This window comes from Saccharicrinis sp. GN24d3 (assembly GCF_052400645.1).
In the GTDB taxonomy this organism is placed as follows: domain Bacteria; phylum Bacteroidota; class Bacteroidia; order Bacteroidales; family Marinilabiliaceae; genus Saccharicrinis.
Map to the genome: position 1 here is coordinate 401,054 of NZ_JBQTGI010000001.1, position 17,412 is coordinate 418,465.

Sequence of the window (17,412 nt, forward strand, 5' to 3'; positions counted from 1 at the left end):
ACAAATAGCCAACAACCAACCGCCAAAATTTACTATCTTCGTGCTTCCACAAAAAATCATGAGTTAAAAATGCGTGTTTGTATTGCCGAGAAACCCAGTGTGGCAGGAGAAATAGCCAAAGTCGTAGGTGCTACCAGTAGAAAGGATGGATATTACGAAGGTAATAACTATCAGGTTACATGGACTTTTGGTCATCTGTGCACGCTCAAAGAACCGCATGATTACCTACCCGAATGGAAACGGTGGAATTTGGGCACGCTTCCGGTAATCCCATCTAAGTTTGGCATAAAGCTCATTGAAAATAAGGGGGTTGAAAAGCAATTCGGAGTTATTCAAAAGTTGGTGCAATCGGCCACGGAAGTGATCAACTGCGGTGATGCTGGCCAGGAAGGAGAAGTGATTCAACGATGGGTGCTGCAAAAGGCAGGATGCAAGGTTCAAATAAAGCGTTTATGGATATCATCGTTGACAGAAGAAGCCATCCGCGAAGGATTTGAAAAACTGTACGACAATGACAAGTTCAATCCATTATATGCAGCGGGAAGTGCCAGGGCTATTGGAGATTGGCTTTTAGGAATCAACGCTACCCGCTTGTACACCATCAAATACAGCCAGCCCGGCACGGTGCTGTCTATCGGGCGGGTGCAAACACCGACGCTTGCCTTGATTGTAAACCGTTACCTGGAGATCGAAAATTTTGTTCCGCAACCGTATTGGGAATTAAAAACGGTTTACAAAGAGGTGACTTTTAACTCTACCCAAGGTAAGTTTTCCAGCAAAGAGGAAGGTAGTTCGGCCCTGGAAAAAATCAAAGACAAACCATTTGAGATAACCGATTTTAACCGTAAACCCGGAAAAGAAGCGCCACCCCGTTTGTTCGATTTAACTTCGTTACAGGTGGAATGTAATAAGAAGTTTGGGCTGTCGGCCGACGAGACTTTAAAAGGGATTCAGTCGCTTTACGAAAAAAAGCTGACGACCTATCCCCGGGTAGATACCACTTATTTAAGTAACGATATTTATCCTAAAATTGAAGGCATTTTAAAGGGGTTAAAACAGTACAATCAATTGGTGGAGCCTTTATTGAGTGCGAAAATCCGTAAATCAAAAAAGGTATTCGATAATAAAAAGGTGACCGACCATCACGCTATTATACCAACAGGGATGACGCCTCCCGAAAGTCTTTCCCGGGACGAGCGGATTATCTATGATACGGTTACCCGTAGGTTTATTGCCAACTTTTATCCCGATTGCGAAATATCTACCACGACCATTCTTGGAAAGGTTGAGGATGTACATTTTAAGACATCGGGCAAACAGGTCTTAAAAGAAAATTGGCGGGTAGTTTATAAGTCGGTTGCCGGAAAAAAGGATTCGGAGGATAAAATATTACCTGAGTTTGTGAAAGGGGAAAGCGGTCCGCACGAACCTGATTTCCAGGAAAAGGAAACGCAGCCACCCAAATATTACACAGAGGCCACCTTGTTGCGTGCTATGGAAACCGCGGGAAAGCAGGTGGACGATGATGAGTTGCGCGAATTAATGAAGGAAAACGGAATTGGTCGACCTTCGACCCGAGCCAATATTATAGAAACCCTGTTTAAGCGAAAGTATATTTATAAGGTTCGAAAAAACGTGTTGCCTACAGCGATGGGGGTTAAACTGATGGAGTTTATCTCTAACGATTTATTGAAATCGGCTGAACTGACAGGGCTTTGGGAGAAAAAGTTACGGGAGATCGAAACAGGCGAATATCAGGCTTCCGAATTTATGGCTGAGCTGAAGCAAATGGTTTCGGATATAGTTTTTCAGGTAAAGAACGATTATTCAAAAGGTAAAATCATAATCGAAGAAGATGATGAGAAGGAAATAAAACCTAAACCTAAAGCTAAACCCAAAACCGGAATGGAACTGAAATGTCCACGCTGTAAAGAAGGGAGTATGCTCAAAGGGAAATCTGCCTGGGGATGTTCTGCTTATGCTTCAGGTTGCAAAACCTTAATCCCCTTTGAGTATTTAGGTAAGAGTTTTACGGACAAACAGGTGGAAGCCTTAATTTTAAAAGGAAAAACGCCATCCATTAAAGGATTTATTTTGGAGGGCAAAAAGGTAAACGGCCAGGTGAGTTTTGATGATAATTTTGGCTTGCGACTAGAAAAAGAGGCCGAAAAGGAGTTGCGATGCCCGAAATGCAAAACAGGACATATTTTGGAAGGTAAATCTGCCTGGGGTTGTTCCAATTATAGTAATGGCTGCAGGGTGTTGATTCCTTTTGAATTCTTAAAAAAGAAAATCACCAGGGCAAATATGGAAGCACTCATTTTTAAAGGGAAAACAGGCAAAGTTAAGGGATTCAGCCTATCGGAATCAGAAACCAATATAGCCGGTTTTATCGACTGGGACGAAAATTACAACTTAAGATTTAACAAAGCGGAATAGATATGGGTAGCCTGGTTCATTTCGGGCTTCGCCTCTAGTCTGCTGCTTGCTGACTGATGCCCCGCCTAAAAATAAACTGTTTATTTGTGGCGGGATATCGCGTTGTTTCAACCCGCAATATGCATTAGAAATTCTATTACACATTGAAATTACTTTAAAACAAGACACTTTGTTGCATCACTTCAACTCACCAGAACGATGCTCCCAAAAGCAATCGGGACAAGTTATGGCTCGTTTCAGTAATGCCTTGTTTTATTGTACTTGCAATGCTCATGACGAACCTCCAATACATAATCCGGGTTCAACTGCTGACACCATAAAGTCTATCCCGAAAAACACCATATTTCAATTTGAAAGGTTTACCGAGGAAGCTCGCAAATATGACAAGATATTAAATTTTGATATTTTCGGGACTGTATGCTGACACACTATTTCCCACACACCCCCTTGTAACTGCACTTCACGCAACTGTCGGCATGTTGGGTCTGCGTAAAGGCCATGTCTTTGTTAAATAAATCGTCCAGGTGTTGTTTAAGATGTTCAATATACTCTTCTTCCACGGCTTGAAGGGTAAGTTTTTGGTTATGGGTTGGTGTACCTTTCTTCAGCGAATAATCAGGTGAAGTAAAAATCTTTTTAATCCATACCACACCGGGCAAATAAGCCGGTAGTTCCGAATCGCTTTGTTTAAGGATGTAGCTGTATAGCAAGGTCTGAAAAATTGCCTTCTTGGATTTATGTTTCGATTGCAGAAACAGTTCTTCCACTTTGCTAAAGTGCTCATCGCCTGCTCCGGTTTTATAATCGATAACCCTAACGGCGCCATCTTTTTCGTCCAAGCGGTCTATGGTTCCCCCCAGGCAAATACTTTTATCGTTAACCCTGAGATTGGTACTTACCTCTTTTTCTAAACCTTTGAGGTAAAATGGGGCATGCTGTTTTTCGACCTTTAAAAACTGGAAAACATATTTTTTGATAATGTCGAACACTAAAATATTCTTGCCCTGAATATCTTTAAAATCATTTTGATTTAAATCCTGGTTGAAATATTTATTAAAACTGGCATGCAATGCCCTGTTTATGGAATACTTATCCCTTGCCAAAGTTTCAATATCCTGAGGCTGTACCTCCATACTTACAAAGCGTTTGTATATTTCTTCCACGGTTTCGTGAAAAAGGGTGCCAAAAATCCGGGGGTCAATTTCTTCCGTTATCTCATCCGGCTCCGAAGCCTTGAGAATATACTTGTAGTAAAAGCGGATGGGGCATTCAAAATAGGTGCTCAACGCACTGGGCGATAGTTTTCTGGATCCACCTTCCAGAAATTGATTCAATATAGCCATGATCTTCTCATCCTTATCTACATAAAAATCCTTTGAAGGTGTAATGTTAATATTATCCACAGCAGTTGAAAAACTCAGTTTTTCGGGGGGATATTCATATTTCAACTGGAACAGGAAGCGGCTCATCTCACCTGTTTGCATCCCTTGCGCAGATGAATTGTACAATAGTTGAACCTTCTTTGCCCTGTGAATCAAACGATAAAAATAATAGGCGAATATCGCATCCTGATGCTCGATGGTTGGCAGGTTAAACGCTTTTCGCAGGCTGTAAGGAACCAGAGAGTTCGTGGCTCCTGACTGTGGAAATACGCCCTCGTTCATATTCAGGATAATCAGGTTTTCAAAATCCAACGCTCTTGTTTCCAGAATTCCCATGACCTGTAATCCTTTAAGCGGCTCTCCACTGAACGGAATACTCTTTAAGTCCGCAGCTCTTTTAAAAAGCTTAATCCAGGTCTCCGGGTTTATTTCCACATTCAGTTTATTAATCAAGTCCGCCAGCTGCGTAATGGTCAGGTGCAGTTGATAAATAAACTCCTTTTCTATGACCTGACTGTGGTCGCTATTTTTTAGTCCGGCGTACATCTGTTGAAGTAAATCAATCAGGTAGGTCGAAAAGTCCTCGCTTTTTTCAACCACCCTGAAAACAGAACCCAATAATTTACTTTTGTCCAGCTCATGACCTTCGATATAAGTCTTGTTCCGCCTGGTCATGGAATAAGCCATTTCTTTGTGTAATTCTGGACTTAAAGGCTCAATGTACTGATGGGTAAGGATGGGAATTACATTTCTGAAATAAAACCATGTTTTACCGGCCTTTGTTTTCCGGCTGTTTTTTTGCAAGTCAAAAACAAGCTCCAGCAATCCATAGGCTGGTGTGTTTTTTATAGGATATCCCATGGTTATATTCACCTTTTCAATCTCATCCGGAATACTATGTAAAACAGGTAGCAAAATAGTTTCATCGGTTAAAACAACCGCTGTTTGTAATGCCGAATGGAGTTCTGTATTATTCCCACCTTTAGGTATTTCTTGTAGAAATTGATGTGCCACCTGAGTTTGCGCGGTGTCCGTAGCCACCGATGTAATCTTTATTTCAGGCATTTCAGGGTTGTGAGGGAAGTGCCAATCGGCAGGTGCCGGATAATTGCGCAGGTTATCCTCAATAAAACGAACGGCTTCGTTCGCTTTCATTCTTTCATGAGGGTTTGGAAGGGGTGTTTTATCTGGCAGAAGCCAAGGTGTATAATCCCATATGAAATCAGCTTTGTTTCCAATTTGCAAATGATGGAACAATTTTTTTTCGCAACTGTTTAAGGCGTTAAAGGCCACAAATATCACTTTGGGATAGGGTATATCCAAGGGTTCCTTTTGATCAATTTTATCAGCAATGTTACGATAGACAGCACCTTCGTAGGTCATGTTTTTATCGTGTAAGCGCTGGTTGAAAAGTTCATAAACCTCGTACAACTTCTCCCATATTTTAATAAACTCAGTCTGGTGTTCCGATAGCTTGTTGGGATTAAAAGTATGCCAGAAACTTTTAATGGTATTGATCTGGTCTTCGGTGAGAAAACTATAGTCGTCTTCAATTTCTTTGATGGACAGTAAATTGGAGAATACCTGTTGAGGATTGGCGCGGTATTTATCTATATCGTCAAAATCGTTCAATATAATTTCGCCCCAGGGCAAAAACTCATCGAAACTTGTGCCTGTGCGGTAAATCTCTTCATACACCTGATATAGTTCAAACACCAGGGTGATTTTATCCGCAATTTGATAGGTAGTAAATTCCTGGATAAACTCATTGATGGTAATCGTTTTGGGCGACCATAGGGGTTTTGATATCAACTGGCTTAAATGTTGTTGAAAAAAAAGTCCTGCCCTTCTACCGGGAAAAACAAAACAAAATTCGGATATATTGGTTTGATACTTATTAAAATAATATTGGGCAAGGTGTCTTAAAAAATTCGTCATGAATTGCGTTTTCGATGATTGATAAATGCAAAAGAATAAAAATAATTAGTTTTTAAATATTTTTTTAAAAGATTTCAGCTGCTAATGCGAATAATCAATCCTTAAAATACATATCTTGCATTTTATATCGAATCCAATATGATACGTATGCAATGATCGATTAAAATATTTTATCGGTTTGTACTAAAAATGGGAGATTGAAACCCTCAAGGGTAACATAACGAATGCCTTAGTTTAGGATATTCGTCAAGTAAAAGTGTTGAATTAATCTACAGGAATTAAATTACGCGGATAAGGAACTATTCTATGGAAGAATTTTCATTTGTGGGAAACAGCGAAATAGAGACAATAGAAGAGCTGTACCAAAATTATTTAAACGACCCTGAATCGGTTGACGAAAGTTTCAGGTTGTTCTTTAAGGGCTTTGAATTTGCCCGTAAAAATTACGATACAACGTCTTCCGGCGGAATGTTGAGCAAAGAATTTAATGTGGCCAACCTGATTCATGGCTACAGGCAAAGGGGACACTTGTTTACCAAAACCAACCCGGTTCGTTCGCGACGGCAGTATTTTCCAACCTTGGATATCGAGAACTTTGGCCTGGAAAAAGCCGATCTGGAAAAGGAATTCGAGGCAGGCTCTAAGCTGGGGATAGGTAAAGCAAAATTGAAGACCATCATCGAGCACTTGCAAACAACGTATTGCGAATCGGTTGCAGTAGAGTATTTATACATTCGTCATCCGGAGGTAGTGGAGTGGTTGATGCAAAAAATGGAATCCGCACGGAATACGCCTGATTTTTCAATTGAGAAGAAAAAGTGTATTTACGACCAACTGAATGTGGCAGCAGGTTTCGAGGGTTTTATCCATAAAAAGTTTGTGGGCCAAAAACGTTTTTCGCTGGAGGGGAGTGAGGTCATCATTCCCGGCTTGCATGCTCTTATCCGCAAAGGCGCCAATTTGGGTATTCAGGAGGTTATGATCGGTATGGCGCATCGCGGCAGATTAAGCGTGCTGGCCAATATCCTGAAAAAACCGTACGAAAATATTTTCAAGGAATTTGTGGGCGATGAATATGCCGAAGGAATTTCATTAGGGGACGTGAAGTATCACCTGGGTTATCAAAACGACATTATTACAGATGATGGTAACAAAGTGAGGATTAACCTGGCGCCCAACCCGTCGCACCTGGAAACGGTGGGACCCATTATCGAAGGTATTACCCGATCCATCATTAATAACAAATTCGAGAAGGATTTTAGCAAGGCGATACCTATCATAATTCATGGTGACGCCGCCATTGCAGGGCAAGGTGTAGTTTATGAGGTGGTTCAGATGAGTCAGCTTAAGGGGTATAAAACCGGGGGGACGATTCATATTGTCATCAACAACCAGGTGGGTTTTACCACCAATTACCTGGATGCCCGTTCCAGTACTTATTGCACGGATGTGGGTAAGGTAACCCGAAGCCCTGTTTTCCATGTAAATGGCGACGATGCCGAAGCCATGGTATATGCGCTGGAGTTGGCCGTGGAATTCAGACAGAAATTTAATGCCGATGTATTTATTGATGTGCTTTCGTACCGTAAATACGGGCATAACGAAGGGGACGAACCCAGGTTTACACAGCCTACTTTATATAAGTCGATAGCCAAACATCCTAATCCCAGAGATGTTTACGGAGAAAAGCTGTTGGAACAAAAGGTGTATTCTAGGGAAGAAATTAATGCCTTGCAAAAGGGGTTCGACGTATATCTGGAAAAACAGTTGGAAGATTCCAAGAGTATTGATAAAGTGGTTATCCAGCGGTTCCTGGAGGATTATTGGAAGGGGTTCCGGTATTCCGAGCCTAAGGATTTTATCACGTCGGTTGAAACAGGTGTAGAGAAGGATAAGTTACTTGCGTTGAGCGAGAAGTTGACGGCCTTGCCCGATGATTTACCATTTTTTAGGAAAGTGCATAAGATTATGGACGACCGTAAAAAAATGGTGGCGAAAGATCGTTTGGATTGGGCCATGGGCGAACAACTGGCTTATGCCACGCTGGTCACCGAAGGACACCCGGTGCGCTTAAGCGGGCAAGATTCGGTAAGAGGTACCTTTGCCCACAGACATGCCGGATTGACCATTGAAGATTCCGAGAAACTATATTTCCCTTTGAAACATTTGTCAGATGATCAGGCTCGTTTTAACGTGTACAACTCCCACCTTTCGGAATACGGGGTTCTGGGATTCGATTATGGTTATGCCCTGGCAACACCCAATGGCTTGACTATCTGGGAAGCCCAGTTCGGGGATTTTTATAATGTGGCCCAGGTGATTATCGACCAGTATATCAGTTCGGCAGAAGAAAAGTGGGGTTTGATGAACGGCCTGGTGTTGTATTTGCCGCATGGTTTCGAAGGTCAGGGGCCGGAGCATTCCAGTGCACGTGTGGAGCGTTTTTTATCGATGGCAGCCAATAACAATATGCAAGTGGTTAACTGCACAACGCCAGCTAACCTTTTTCATGTGCTGCGGCGACAGGTAATGCGGGATATTCGCTTGCCGTTGATTATTTTTACGCCCAAAAGTTTGTTGCGTCATTCAAAATGTGTTTCAACAATAGATGAATTAGCCAAGGGTAAATTTCGGGAGGTAATTGACGATATTAACGTTGACGCAGAGAAGGTTAGAAGGGTTGTGTTCTGCACAGGAAAGGTTTATTATGATTTGCTGGTGCGCAAAGAGGAACTGAATGCCCGGGATGTGGCATTAATTAGAATCGAACAAATGCACCCCTTTCCTAATGATCAGCTGCAAGGGATCTTAACCAAATATAAAAACGCTATCCTGCATCTTTGGGTTCAGGAAGAACCCGAGAATATGGGGGCGTGGAAATATATTCGAGGCATGTTTAAGGGTGTTAACCTGATTCCGGTTGCTCGTTTGGCCAGTGGTAGTCCTGCTACGGGTTTGAACGGCTTACATATGGTAGGGCAGAAGGAAATAGTGGACAAGATATTTAAAAAATGCCATTGTGAGCTTAAAAACAAATATTGCGGTTTACAGTGTGTTGAAGGCAAAGACAGAAAGGAAATATTAAAGCAGCATAAGTATTTTCAGGAAAAGCCCAGATTTTCAATTTAGCGTCTATAAAAACTCCGACTGCCGTGATATGCTTGCCCTCAAATGGGTCATTTACGATAAGTAAACGACCAATTTGAGGTCTTCACAAGCCTGGCAGCTGAAGCCTTTATGAAGCTATAATTGATGATTCAGAGACATCTTTTTAAGTGTAAGGAGTGAAAATATAAACAAAACAGTCTTGTAGGGATTGTATGTATAACCCGGTGCCCTGGCGCGGGAAATAATCAGATTAATTTAAACCGACGCATAACGAATTAAAGGTATTTACATAGCAACTTCGCTTTGCCCGTCTGTCGGATAGGTGGAGAAATTTAGAAAATAAGATTTAAGTCACTGATTGAAAAAATAATAGCATGATAATAGAGATAAAAGTCCCTTCCCCGGGAGAGTCCATTACCGAAGTAGAAATTGCCAGTTGGTTGGTGAACGATGGTGACGTGGTAAACAAAGACCAGGAATTGGCAGAAATAGAATCAGACAAGGCCACACTTACCTTAAACGCGGACAAGGCCGGGAAAATTAAAATATTGGTAGAAGAGGAGCAAACGGTTGCAGTGGGTGAAATAGCCTGTACCATCGATACATCGGTTGCTCCCGAAGAAAGTTCGGAAGCAACTGTGCATGAGGAAACTCCGGCCACAGAAGCCCAAGCTCCTGAAACGAAAACAGCAGAAAAGAAACCTGTTTCCGAAGGACATGCAAAGGTTAAGGTAAGCCCGGTAGCCCAAAACCTTATGGAAGAGGAAGGATGGACGGTTGAAGATGTTATCAACGGACTGCATCGCATATCTAAAAAAGAAATTAATGCCATCAAAGCGCAAGGTGTGGACGGGGGGGCTGCACCGGTTGCGCAAGGATTAGCTGCACAGCCCAAAGAACGCGAGCTGGGCCGGCAAAAAATGAGCTCCTTGCGTAAAAAGCTGAGTGCCCGTTTGGTAGCAGTAAAACAGGAAACCGCCATGTTGACCACTTTTAACGAGGTGGATATGGGCAACATTATGGCTATGCGCAAAAAGTACCAGAACTTGTTTGTGGAAAAGCATGGTGTCAAATTGGGTTTCATGTCTTTCTTTATTAAAGCATCGGCCCTGGCCATGCAAAAACACCCTATGGTAAATTCCATGATTGATGCTGACGAGATAGTAACGCCAAATTATGTGGATGTTTCCGTAGCGGTTCAAACACCAAAAGGATTGATGGTACCGGTAATCAGAAATACCGAATCATTAAGCCTGGCTCAAATAGAAGAAACGCTAAAGCAGTTGGCCGTTAAAGCCAGAGCCGGTAAAATTAGCCTGGACGAGATGACCGGTGGCACCTTTACCGTGACCAACGGAGGTGTGTTCGGTTCTATGCTTTCCACACCATTGATCAATCCCCCACAATCGGCCATATTGGGCATGCACAATATCGTTGAGCGACCAATGGCCGTAAATGGCAAGGTAGAGATCCGACCCATTATGTACACCGCCTTATCCTATGACCATCGTATTATCGACGGGAAAGATTCCGTTGGTTTCTTGGTTACCTTAAAGAAAATGCTTGAAAACCCGGAACTGATGTTATCCGGTGGAGATGAGCTGGAGAAGATGGTGCTGGATTTGTAAAAAAAATTAACGTATACCCAATGTATATTAAAAAAATATTGGAAGCCTTAAACTGAATATTTATTTAGGATATAGAAGAAATCCCGTAGAGATGCCAATGGGTGTAATCTACGGGATTTTTTTGCCTATCGCCTGCGGTTTTAGGTATCACTAAAATTTGAATGCTGCTGACAAAAGAGAGATGATTTAAAAATGGCGCCCAACGCTTAAAAAAAACGAAAGAAAACGATTTTGGTGGAGATCGGGTTATGATAAAATAAACGAACGCACAACAAACAGAGTATAAACGTAATGGGGGTGTGGTACCATAAATGCACGGATTTACGGTTAATAAACAGCAGTGTATATTCGAAGGATGGTGCATGAAATGCCATACTACGCATACACTAGGTCACTAGTACGTCAGATAGTTAGGTTATTATCACATAAGGAATTAAATGTGGAAAGATATGGAAGTAATTTTTATCAGCGGTATTTTTATGTCTTTCTTCATTGTTTTTTGTTACGGGATTATTTTCTTAACTTAAGCAACAGTTGAATAAAATCTTATTCATTGTCTTGTCTTAAAGTATAAATTATCTAATCAATTTCCACATGAAGCCGACATGGTCGGAGTAATTATGCGGGTCTATATACTGTTTTGCCAATTCTTTACGTAGAACAATAACATGGCTGTAATTGCACCGATTATCAGGATTTTCTAAATATTAAAAGAATGAAAAATATAGTATTGTTGTGTGTTGCATTAACTTTTTCGTTAGGAGTATCAGGACAGATAAGTGCCAAACTGATGCGTTACATGGATATTTCCGAAACGCAAATAACCTTTGTATACGGAGGGGATATTTGGATTGTTGACAAAAATGGAGGAACGGCCATGCAAATCACGCATTCGCCAGGAGAAGAATCCTGGCCAAAATTTTCTCCCAACGGACAAGAAATTGCATATACAGCCAGATACAATGGTAATTCAGATGTCTATGTGGTTTCTGTAAAAGGAGGTATACCTAACAGGGTTACCTACAATTCTTTTTCTGACAGGATGATTGATTGGCATCCGGATGGTCAACAGATCTTGTTTGCCTCAGGCAGAAATAGCGGCATTGGCAGGTTAAATAAATTCTTTATGGTGGATAAAAAAGGTGGATTGCCTGAAGAGTTAAGCATCCCTTATGGAGAGCTTGCTTCCTTTTCTCCGGATGGGAAACAATTGGCATATATCACTAAAATAACCGAGAACTATCCTTTTAAAAGATACAGGGGAGGTCTTACTTCCGATATCATTATTTACGACTTTAATACCCGCAAAACAGAAAGAGTAACAACTGATGAGGCAAATGATGGCAAACCGGCCTGGATTGACAAGAAGGTTTATTTTTTATCGGACAGGGATGCGAATATGCGCTTAAATATTTGGGAATATAATCCGGCCACAAAGGCTAAAACCCAGATAACTAAACATAAAAATTTCGACATTTCATTTTTATCCGGAAGTAAAACAGAACTGATTTACGAAATTGGTGGCGAGTTGTATGTGATGGATGCTTCAACGCAATTATCACGGAAGGTGGATGTAAAGATAGTCAGTGATTTGTCTGTTGAAATACCAAGGATCAAATACGTAGGTAAAAAAATCTCTAATGCTTCAGCTTCACCCGGAGGCACCCGTATCGCCTTCGAAGCGAGGGGCGAGTTGTTTAATGTTCCGGTGAAGGAAGGTTATACACTCAATATAACACAATCAAGCGGAGCTTTTGATCAAAATCCGGCCTGGTCGCCGGATGGCAAAACCATTGCCTATTGGAGTGACAGATCGGGAGAGTATGAAATTTGGTTGCAAGACACACAAACTAACAACCAACCCCAAAAACTAACCCGGCGGGGAAAAGGTTTTGGCTACAAGATACACTGGTCACCCGATAGTAAAATGATGGCCTTTATTGACGAGACCAATACTATTTGGGTAATAGATGCAGATAACGGGGAACTTACAAAAGCAGGCAAGAGCCAATGGAATATTGGCCATTCTTCAAGGTTTGGTTTTCAGCTTTCGTGGTCACCCGATTCTAAATGGTTGGCATATAGTCTGGGATTGGAAAATAGCAATGAAGCAGTGATGGTTTACAACGTAGAAAAAAAGGTTCAACAGCAGCTAACCAGCGGTTTTTACGACGACACCTATCCGGTATTTAGCCAGGATGGTAAGTATATTTTCTACCTGACCAAAAGGAGTATGAATGCCGCCTATTCTTCGTTAGGTGACGGAACCTGGATATACCCCAATAGTACCCAAATTGCTTCCATAGCATTAAAAAAGGATATTCCGCTTTTACTTAAGGCCAAAAACGATACCGTAGCCCTAAAAGAGGATAAAAGTAACAGCGATTCCGAGAAGAAGGAAAAAGAGAATGGAAAGAATGATGAGGCAAAGAAGGTTAACGGAAAAGATGATGAGAAAAATGCGAATGGAGAAAAGAATGCCAAAGGGATTAAAGTTGAAATAGATTTTACAGATGCCGAAGCACGCATGGAAGTTCTTCCTCCCAAAGCAGGTAATATAAGCAGGCTGGCAACATTTAAAGGCAAGCTGGTGTTTTTACGCAGGCCCAATACGGGTTCGGGCAACAAAACGAGTTCACTTTACCTTTTCGATTTGAAAAAACATGAGGAGAAAAAAATAATGGATAATGTGAGCCATGTCTCTGTTACGGCCGACGGAAAGGCTATGTTGGTAGGATCAAACGGTAAATACGGAATCATTAAGCCAGCTCCATCCCAAAAAATAGACAAACCCGTTCCGACCAATGATATGGTGATGAACTGGGTTCCAAAAGAAGAGTGGAAGCAGATATTTGCCGACACCTGGCGCAGGCACCGCGATTTCTTCTACGATCCCAACATGCAGGGTGTCGATTGGAAGACCATGCGTGACCGATATGGTAAGCTAGTTGAAGATGCCAGAACAAGGTGGGATATCAACATCATTCAGGCTAGCTTGGTAGCAGAGCTTAGTGCCGGTCATACTTATGCAAGTGGAGGTGAAATGGAAAGTGCGCCTTCCACACAAGGAGGATACTTAGGAATTGACTGGACAAAAGAAGAAAAGCTTTATAAAATTAAACGAATTGTTCAACCAGCCAATTGGGATACAAAGGTGCGTTCTCCATTTGATAAACCCGGGGTTAAAGTAATGGTAGGTGATTATATTCACTCTGTAAATGGTATTCCTTTGGATCCGGATGTAGATCCTTATGCGGCGTTTGAAGGTCTGGGAGGGAAAACAATTTTGCTCAAAATTTCTTCATCGGGTAAAGAAAATGAAGCCAAAGACGTGGTTGTTAAATGTATGACTGGTGGTCAGGAACGAACATTGCGATATCTGGAGTGGATAGAAAATAACCGAAAAATGGTTGATGAACTATCCGACGGGCAACTGGGATACATATATATGTCTAACACTTCGAGCCAGGGACAGATGGAACTGGTCAGCATGTATTACGGACAGCTCGATAAAAAAGGATTTATTATTGACGAGCGGTTTAACGGAGGAGGGCAGTTAGCCGACAGGTTCCTGGAACTACTGCAGCGCCCTGTTAATTGTCATCTGCATTGGCGTCATGGTAAGGACCACAGGAACCCTATTAAAACCAACACAGGCCCAATGGGAATGCTGATTAATGGATGGGCAGGTTCTGGTGGTGATGGTCTGCCGTGGGCCTTCCAGGAACTTAAAGCCGGGCCTATTGTTGGAGAACGCACATTGGGTATTTTGGTTGGGCCGGCTACCGGTCACCGGTTGATTGATGGAGGATCCATTACGGTCCCAGGAGCCAGGTTGTACGATAACGATGGTCACTGGTTCTGGGAAGGAGAAGGGGTTAGACCTGATTTTAAAGTGTGGGACGATCCAAATATCCTGATGCAGGGAAGAGATCCGCAAATGGAAAAGGTGGTGGAAGAAGTACTTAAAGAAGTGAAGCATAACAAGCACCTGATTACTCCGGCTCCTCCGCTGGAAGATCGCAGCGCTAAAGGGCTGCAACAATAGCAGTTGATCAATGGTTGTTAGTCAATGGTGATTGGTGGCGACGTATTTAGGTCTCTTCCCTTTGCTACAGAGAGCAAGGGGAAGTACCACACCATTGGTTTGGATATGGGTTGCTTCACCCTTGATTAACCGATGACTGTTAGGCTAAACTAAACCTCGCATGCATCGCCCATACAATTTGGTTTTTCTTCCGGTGTTTTCATCAAACCTATTTTAACAGATAAGTGATATAACTTACATCCGATGCAAATACCAAATGCTGTTTCTGAAAATAACAGCACCAGGCAAATCAGGCACATGATGCAGATAGGCTCAAAGTAACTTACATCCTTCAGTAAATAAAATGAAAGGATAAATATAGCGCCGGATAAGGCACTGCCCAAACTCCAGGCGAAGCGTTTTTGTATGGCTCCAATATGCAACGGGCTTTGCTTCCGGACAAAAAGCCATGATAAAAATACGGTAGGCGCAAATTTTGGATTAACCAATACCGCTACTAAAAAGTTAAATAACAGAAAACCCGAAATATACGGAAGTACAATATAGTTTTTAATGACGAAGGCATTCACAAATGCAATAAATCCCAATAAAAGCATTAAGCCGGAATTTCCTCTTACAACACGTTCGTTGAGAACCTTAAAGTTTTTATCTTCAACGTATTCACCAAAATTAAATATAGACATATTATTTTAATTAATATTTTTAATCCGGCAAATATATACTTATAATCTACATAATGGTTCTGTCATGCCAAATATAATCACATCTTTCCTGTCTCCGTCTTTTTCTTATGGCTCTCTGCTCTCTACCTCTATTTCCACTCCGGGTTCCTTTTATCTTCCGGGGTGATGTTCCGGCAATACATCTTCATGTCGTGGAAACTAACGCCAATTTCATCAAAGTTTTTTTGGGCTTGGGCAAGAGAAACAAGGTTGCAACTATATTGAAGATTAGGATCGTTAAACTGCAAGGGATCATCTTCCCAATAGCATATTTGGCAAATCTCCAATTCTAATCTTTTTTCCGGATTTAAAGAATTGTATCCGCAGCAAGGGCAATATTCGTTTAGCGCTATTTTTTTCATTAAGGGCAAATATAGTAAAGGCTTGAGTAAAAATAACAATTTAGCCCAATATACTACCCAACTATTACCCATAAACCACCTATTTAAATTAACAGATACATTTAATTTTGCTTGATCAATTATATTTGATGTCAATTTTACTGGAAATTGTACTCTAAAATAATTCTCAAAATAGAAATATATGAACAACGGCATTTTTAGGCGCTCTACGCTACTTTTTTTGATGATGTGCTTTTTTTTAAGTTCATGTAAAAACAACACTGAACAACAGGAGAAAAGTATCATTTTAACAGGTAAACCTAACGTTATTTTAGTCGTTTCCGATGATCATGGAAAAGATGCTTTGGGCTGTTATGGTAATCCCATTATTCAAACACCAAATCTGGATAAATTGGCTTCGGAAGGTGTATTGTTCAATAACGCCTACTGTACAAGTGCAAGTTGCGCAGCGAGCCGCTCAGTAATTTTGACTGGTCAGTTTGGACACGCAACCGGCTCCTATGGTCACGTTCACGACTATCACCATTTCAGTACCTTCGACAATGTTAAAGCATTACCTGTTTTAATGGAAGAGGCCGGTTATGTCACAGCAAGAATAGGAAAATATCATGTGGCACCGGAATCGGTTTATCATTTCCAGGAAGTGTTAGAGGCTGACCCGAGAAATACGGTTGAAATGGCCGAAAAGTGCGAAGGTGTGTTAAATACTGACAAGCCTTTTTTCTTGTATTTTTGCCCGGATGACCCACACCGTGGTCATCCTTTTAAACCGGAGAAATGGGATATGCCCAATACCTTTGGTAATAAAAAAGAAGGCTATGCTGGTGTTGAAACTAAGGTGTATGATCCGAAGGATGTGATTGTGCCGGAATATCTGCCGGATACAAAACAATCCAGAGAAGAAATGGCCGAATATTACCAGAGTATCTCCCGTGTTGACCAAGGTTTTGGCAAGCTAATGGGTATGTTGGAGGCTACGGGTAAAATAGACAATACTATCATTATTTATATTTCTGATAACGGGATGGCTTTTCCAGGCGCAAAAACAACGGTTTATGAGCCAGGTATTCAGTTGCCATGTATTATTAAAGATCCTACAACTAGATTAGCAGGCACAGTAAACAATGCCATGATTTCGTGGGTAGACTTAACACCTTCTATTTTGGACATGACGGGAATTGAATATAAGCCGGAAGATTTTCATGGAAGTTCATTTCAAGAAACGCTTGAAACCGGTAACGCGGATGGTTGGGATCATGTCTATGCCTCGCATACATTCCACGAAATAACCATGTATTATCCTATGCGTGCCATTCGCAGCGATAAGTATAAGCTGATCTGGAACACAGCCTGGAGTTTGGAATACCCATTTGCGTCTGACTTATGGGCATCTTCCACCTGGCAAGGCGTCTACAGGGCCAAGGAACAATACTACGGAAACAGAAAGGTGGATGATTATCTTTTCCGCCCGGAGTTTGAATTGTTTGATTTATCTGTTGATCCTTGGGAAGCCAAAAACCTGGCACAAGAGAAAGAATATGCCGAAGTATTGGAATCGATGAAGGCAAAACTGAAAGACTATCAGATGACAACAAGAGATCCATGGATTATCCTGTGGGATCATGATAACTCGATGCAAGGAACCGGCGTGAATTTGTAAATAATAATCGAGGGTTTCAATAATTACGAGACCTTTTGGGTACTCTTTTTTTAATGAGGTGATATTCCCTTAAAATCACAATATTATCTGCCTTATCGGAATACGTATTTTAATGTATTATTGAT

General features: G+C 41.4%; 8 protein-coding genes. 5 read left to right on the forward strand and 3 right to left on the reverse strand.

The genetic code is table 11. The annotated features are described in order from the left end of the window. Positions 1 to 69: 69 nt before the first annotated feature. Positions 70 to 2,439 (forward strand): type IA DNA topoisomerase, encoded by a 2,370-nt coding sequence (locus ACT29I_RS01265; protein ID WP_430934349.1) that lies wholly within the window; start codon positions 70 to 72, stop codon positions 2,437 to 2,439. Between the two features lie 428 nt (positions 2,440 to 2,867). Here ACT29I_RS01265 and ACT29I_RS01270 read toward each other — a convergent pair whose 3' ends face one another. Further along, positions 2,868 to 5,759: a PD-(D/E)XK nuclease family protein gene (locus ACT29I_RS01270; protein ID WP_430934350.1), complete on the reverse strand. Its 2,892-nt coding sequence runs from the start codon at positions 5,757 to 5,759 to the stop codon at positions 2,868 to 2,870. Positions 5,760 to 6,065: 306 nt separating this feature from the next. On the opposite strand from ACT29I_RS01270, the gene ACT29I_RS01275 reads away from it, so the two are divergent. The 3 genes from ACT29I_RS01275 to ACT29I_RS01285 all read left to right on the forward strand — a co-directional run bounded on the left by ACT29I_RS01275 (position 6,066) and on the right by ACT29I_RS01285 (position 14,543). After that, a complete protein-coding gene (locus tag ACT29I_RS01275) occupies positions 6,066 to 8,888 on the forward strand; it encodes a 2-oxoglutarate dehydrogenase E1 component (RefSeq protein WP_430934351.1) in 2,823 nt (940 codons plus the stop codon). A gap of 353 nt (positions 8,889 to 9,241) precedes the next feature. After that, on the forward strand, positions 9,242 to 10,495 hold the full coding sequence (gene odhB, locus ACT29I_RS01280) for a 2-oxoglutarate dehydrogenase complex dihydrolipoyllysine-residue succinyltransferase (protein ID WP_430934352.1): 1,254 nt from the start codon (positions 9,242 to 9,244) through the stop codon (positions 10,493 to 10,495). 715 nt (positions 10,496 to 11,210) lie between these two features. Then, the gene (locus tag ACT29I_RS01285) at positions 11,211 to 14,543 is read left to right on the forward strand and encodes a S41 family peptidase (protein ID WP_430934353.1); all 3,333 of its coding nucleotides are present in this window, start codon (positions 11,211 to 11,213) and stop codon (positions 14,541 to 14,543) included. 149 nt (positions 14,544 to 14,692) lie between these two features. Here ACT29I_RS01285 and ACT29I_RS01290 read toward each other — a convergent pair whose 3' ends face one another. Further along, positions 14,693 to 15,226, reverse strand: a complete 534-nt coding sequence (locus tag ACT29I_RS01290) for a DUF4395 domain-containing protein (RefSeq protein WP_430934354.1) — start codon at positions 15,224 to 15,226, stop codon at positions 14,693 to 14,695. Between the two features lie 128 nt (positions 15,227 to 15,354). Further along, complete coding sequence (locus ACT29I_RS01295; protein ID WP_430934355.1) at positions 15,355 to 15,627, reverse strand: CPCC family cysteine-rich protein; 273 nt, start codon at positions 15,625 to 15,627, stop codon at positions 15,355 to 15,357. A 181-nt stretch (positions 15,628 to 15,808) separates the two neighbouring features. Here ACT29I_RS01295 and ACT29I_RS01300 point away from each other — a divergent pair, with 181 nt between their 5' ends. Further along, entirely contained in the window at positions 15,809 to 17,287 is a 1,479-nt protein-coding gene (locus ACT29I_RS01300) for a sulfatase family protein (RefSeq protein WP_444792519.1), read from the forward strand. The last annotated feature ends 125 nt before the right edge of the window (positions 17,288 to 17,412 follow it).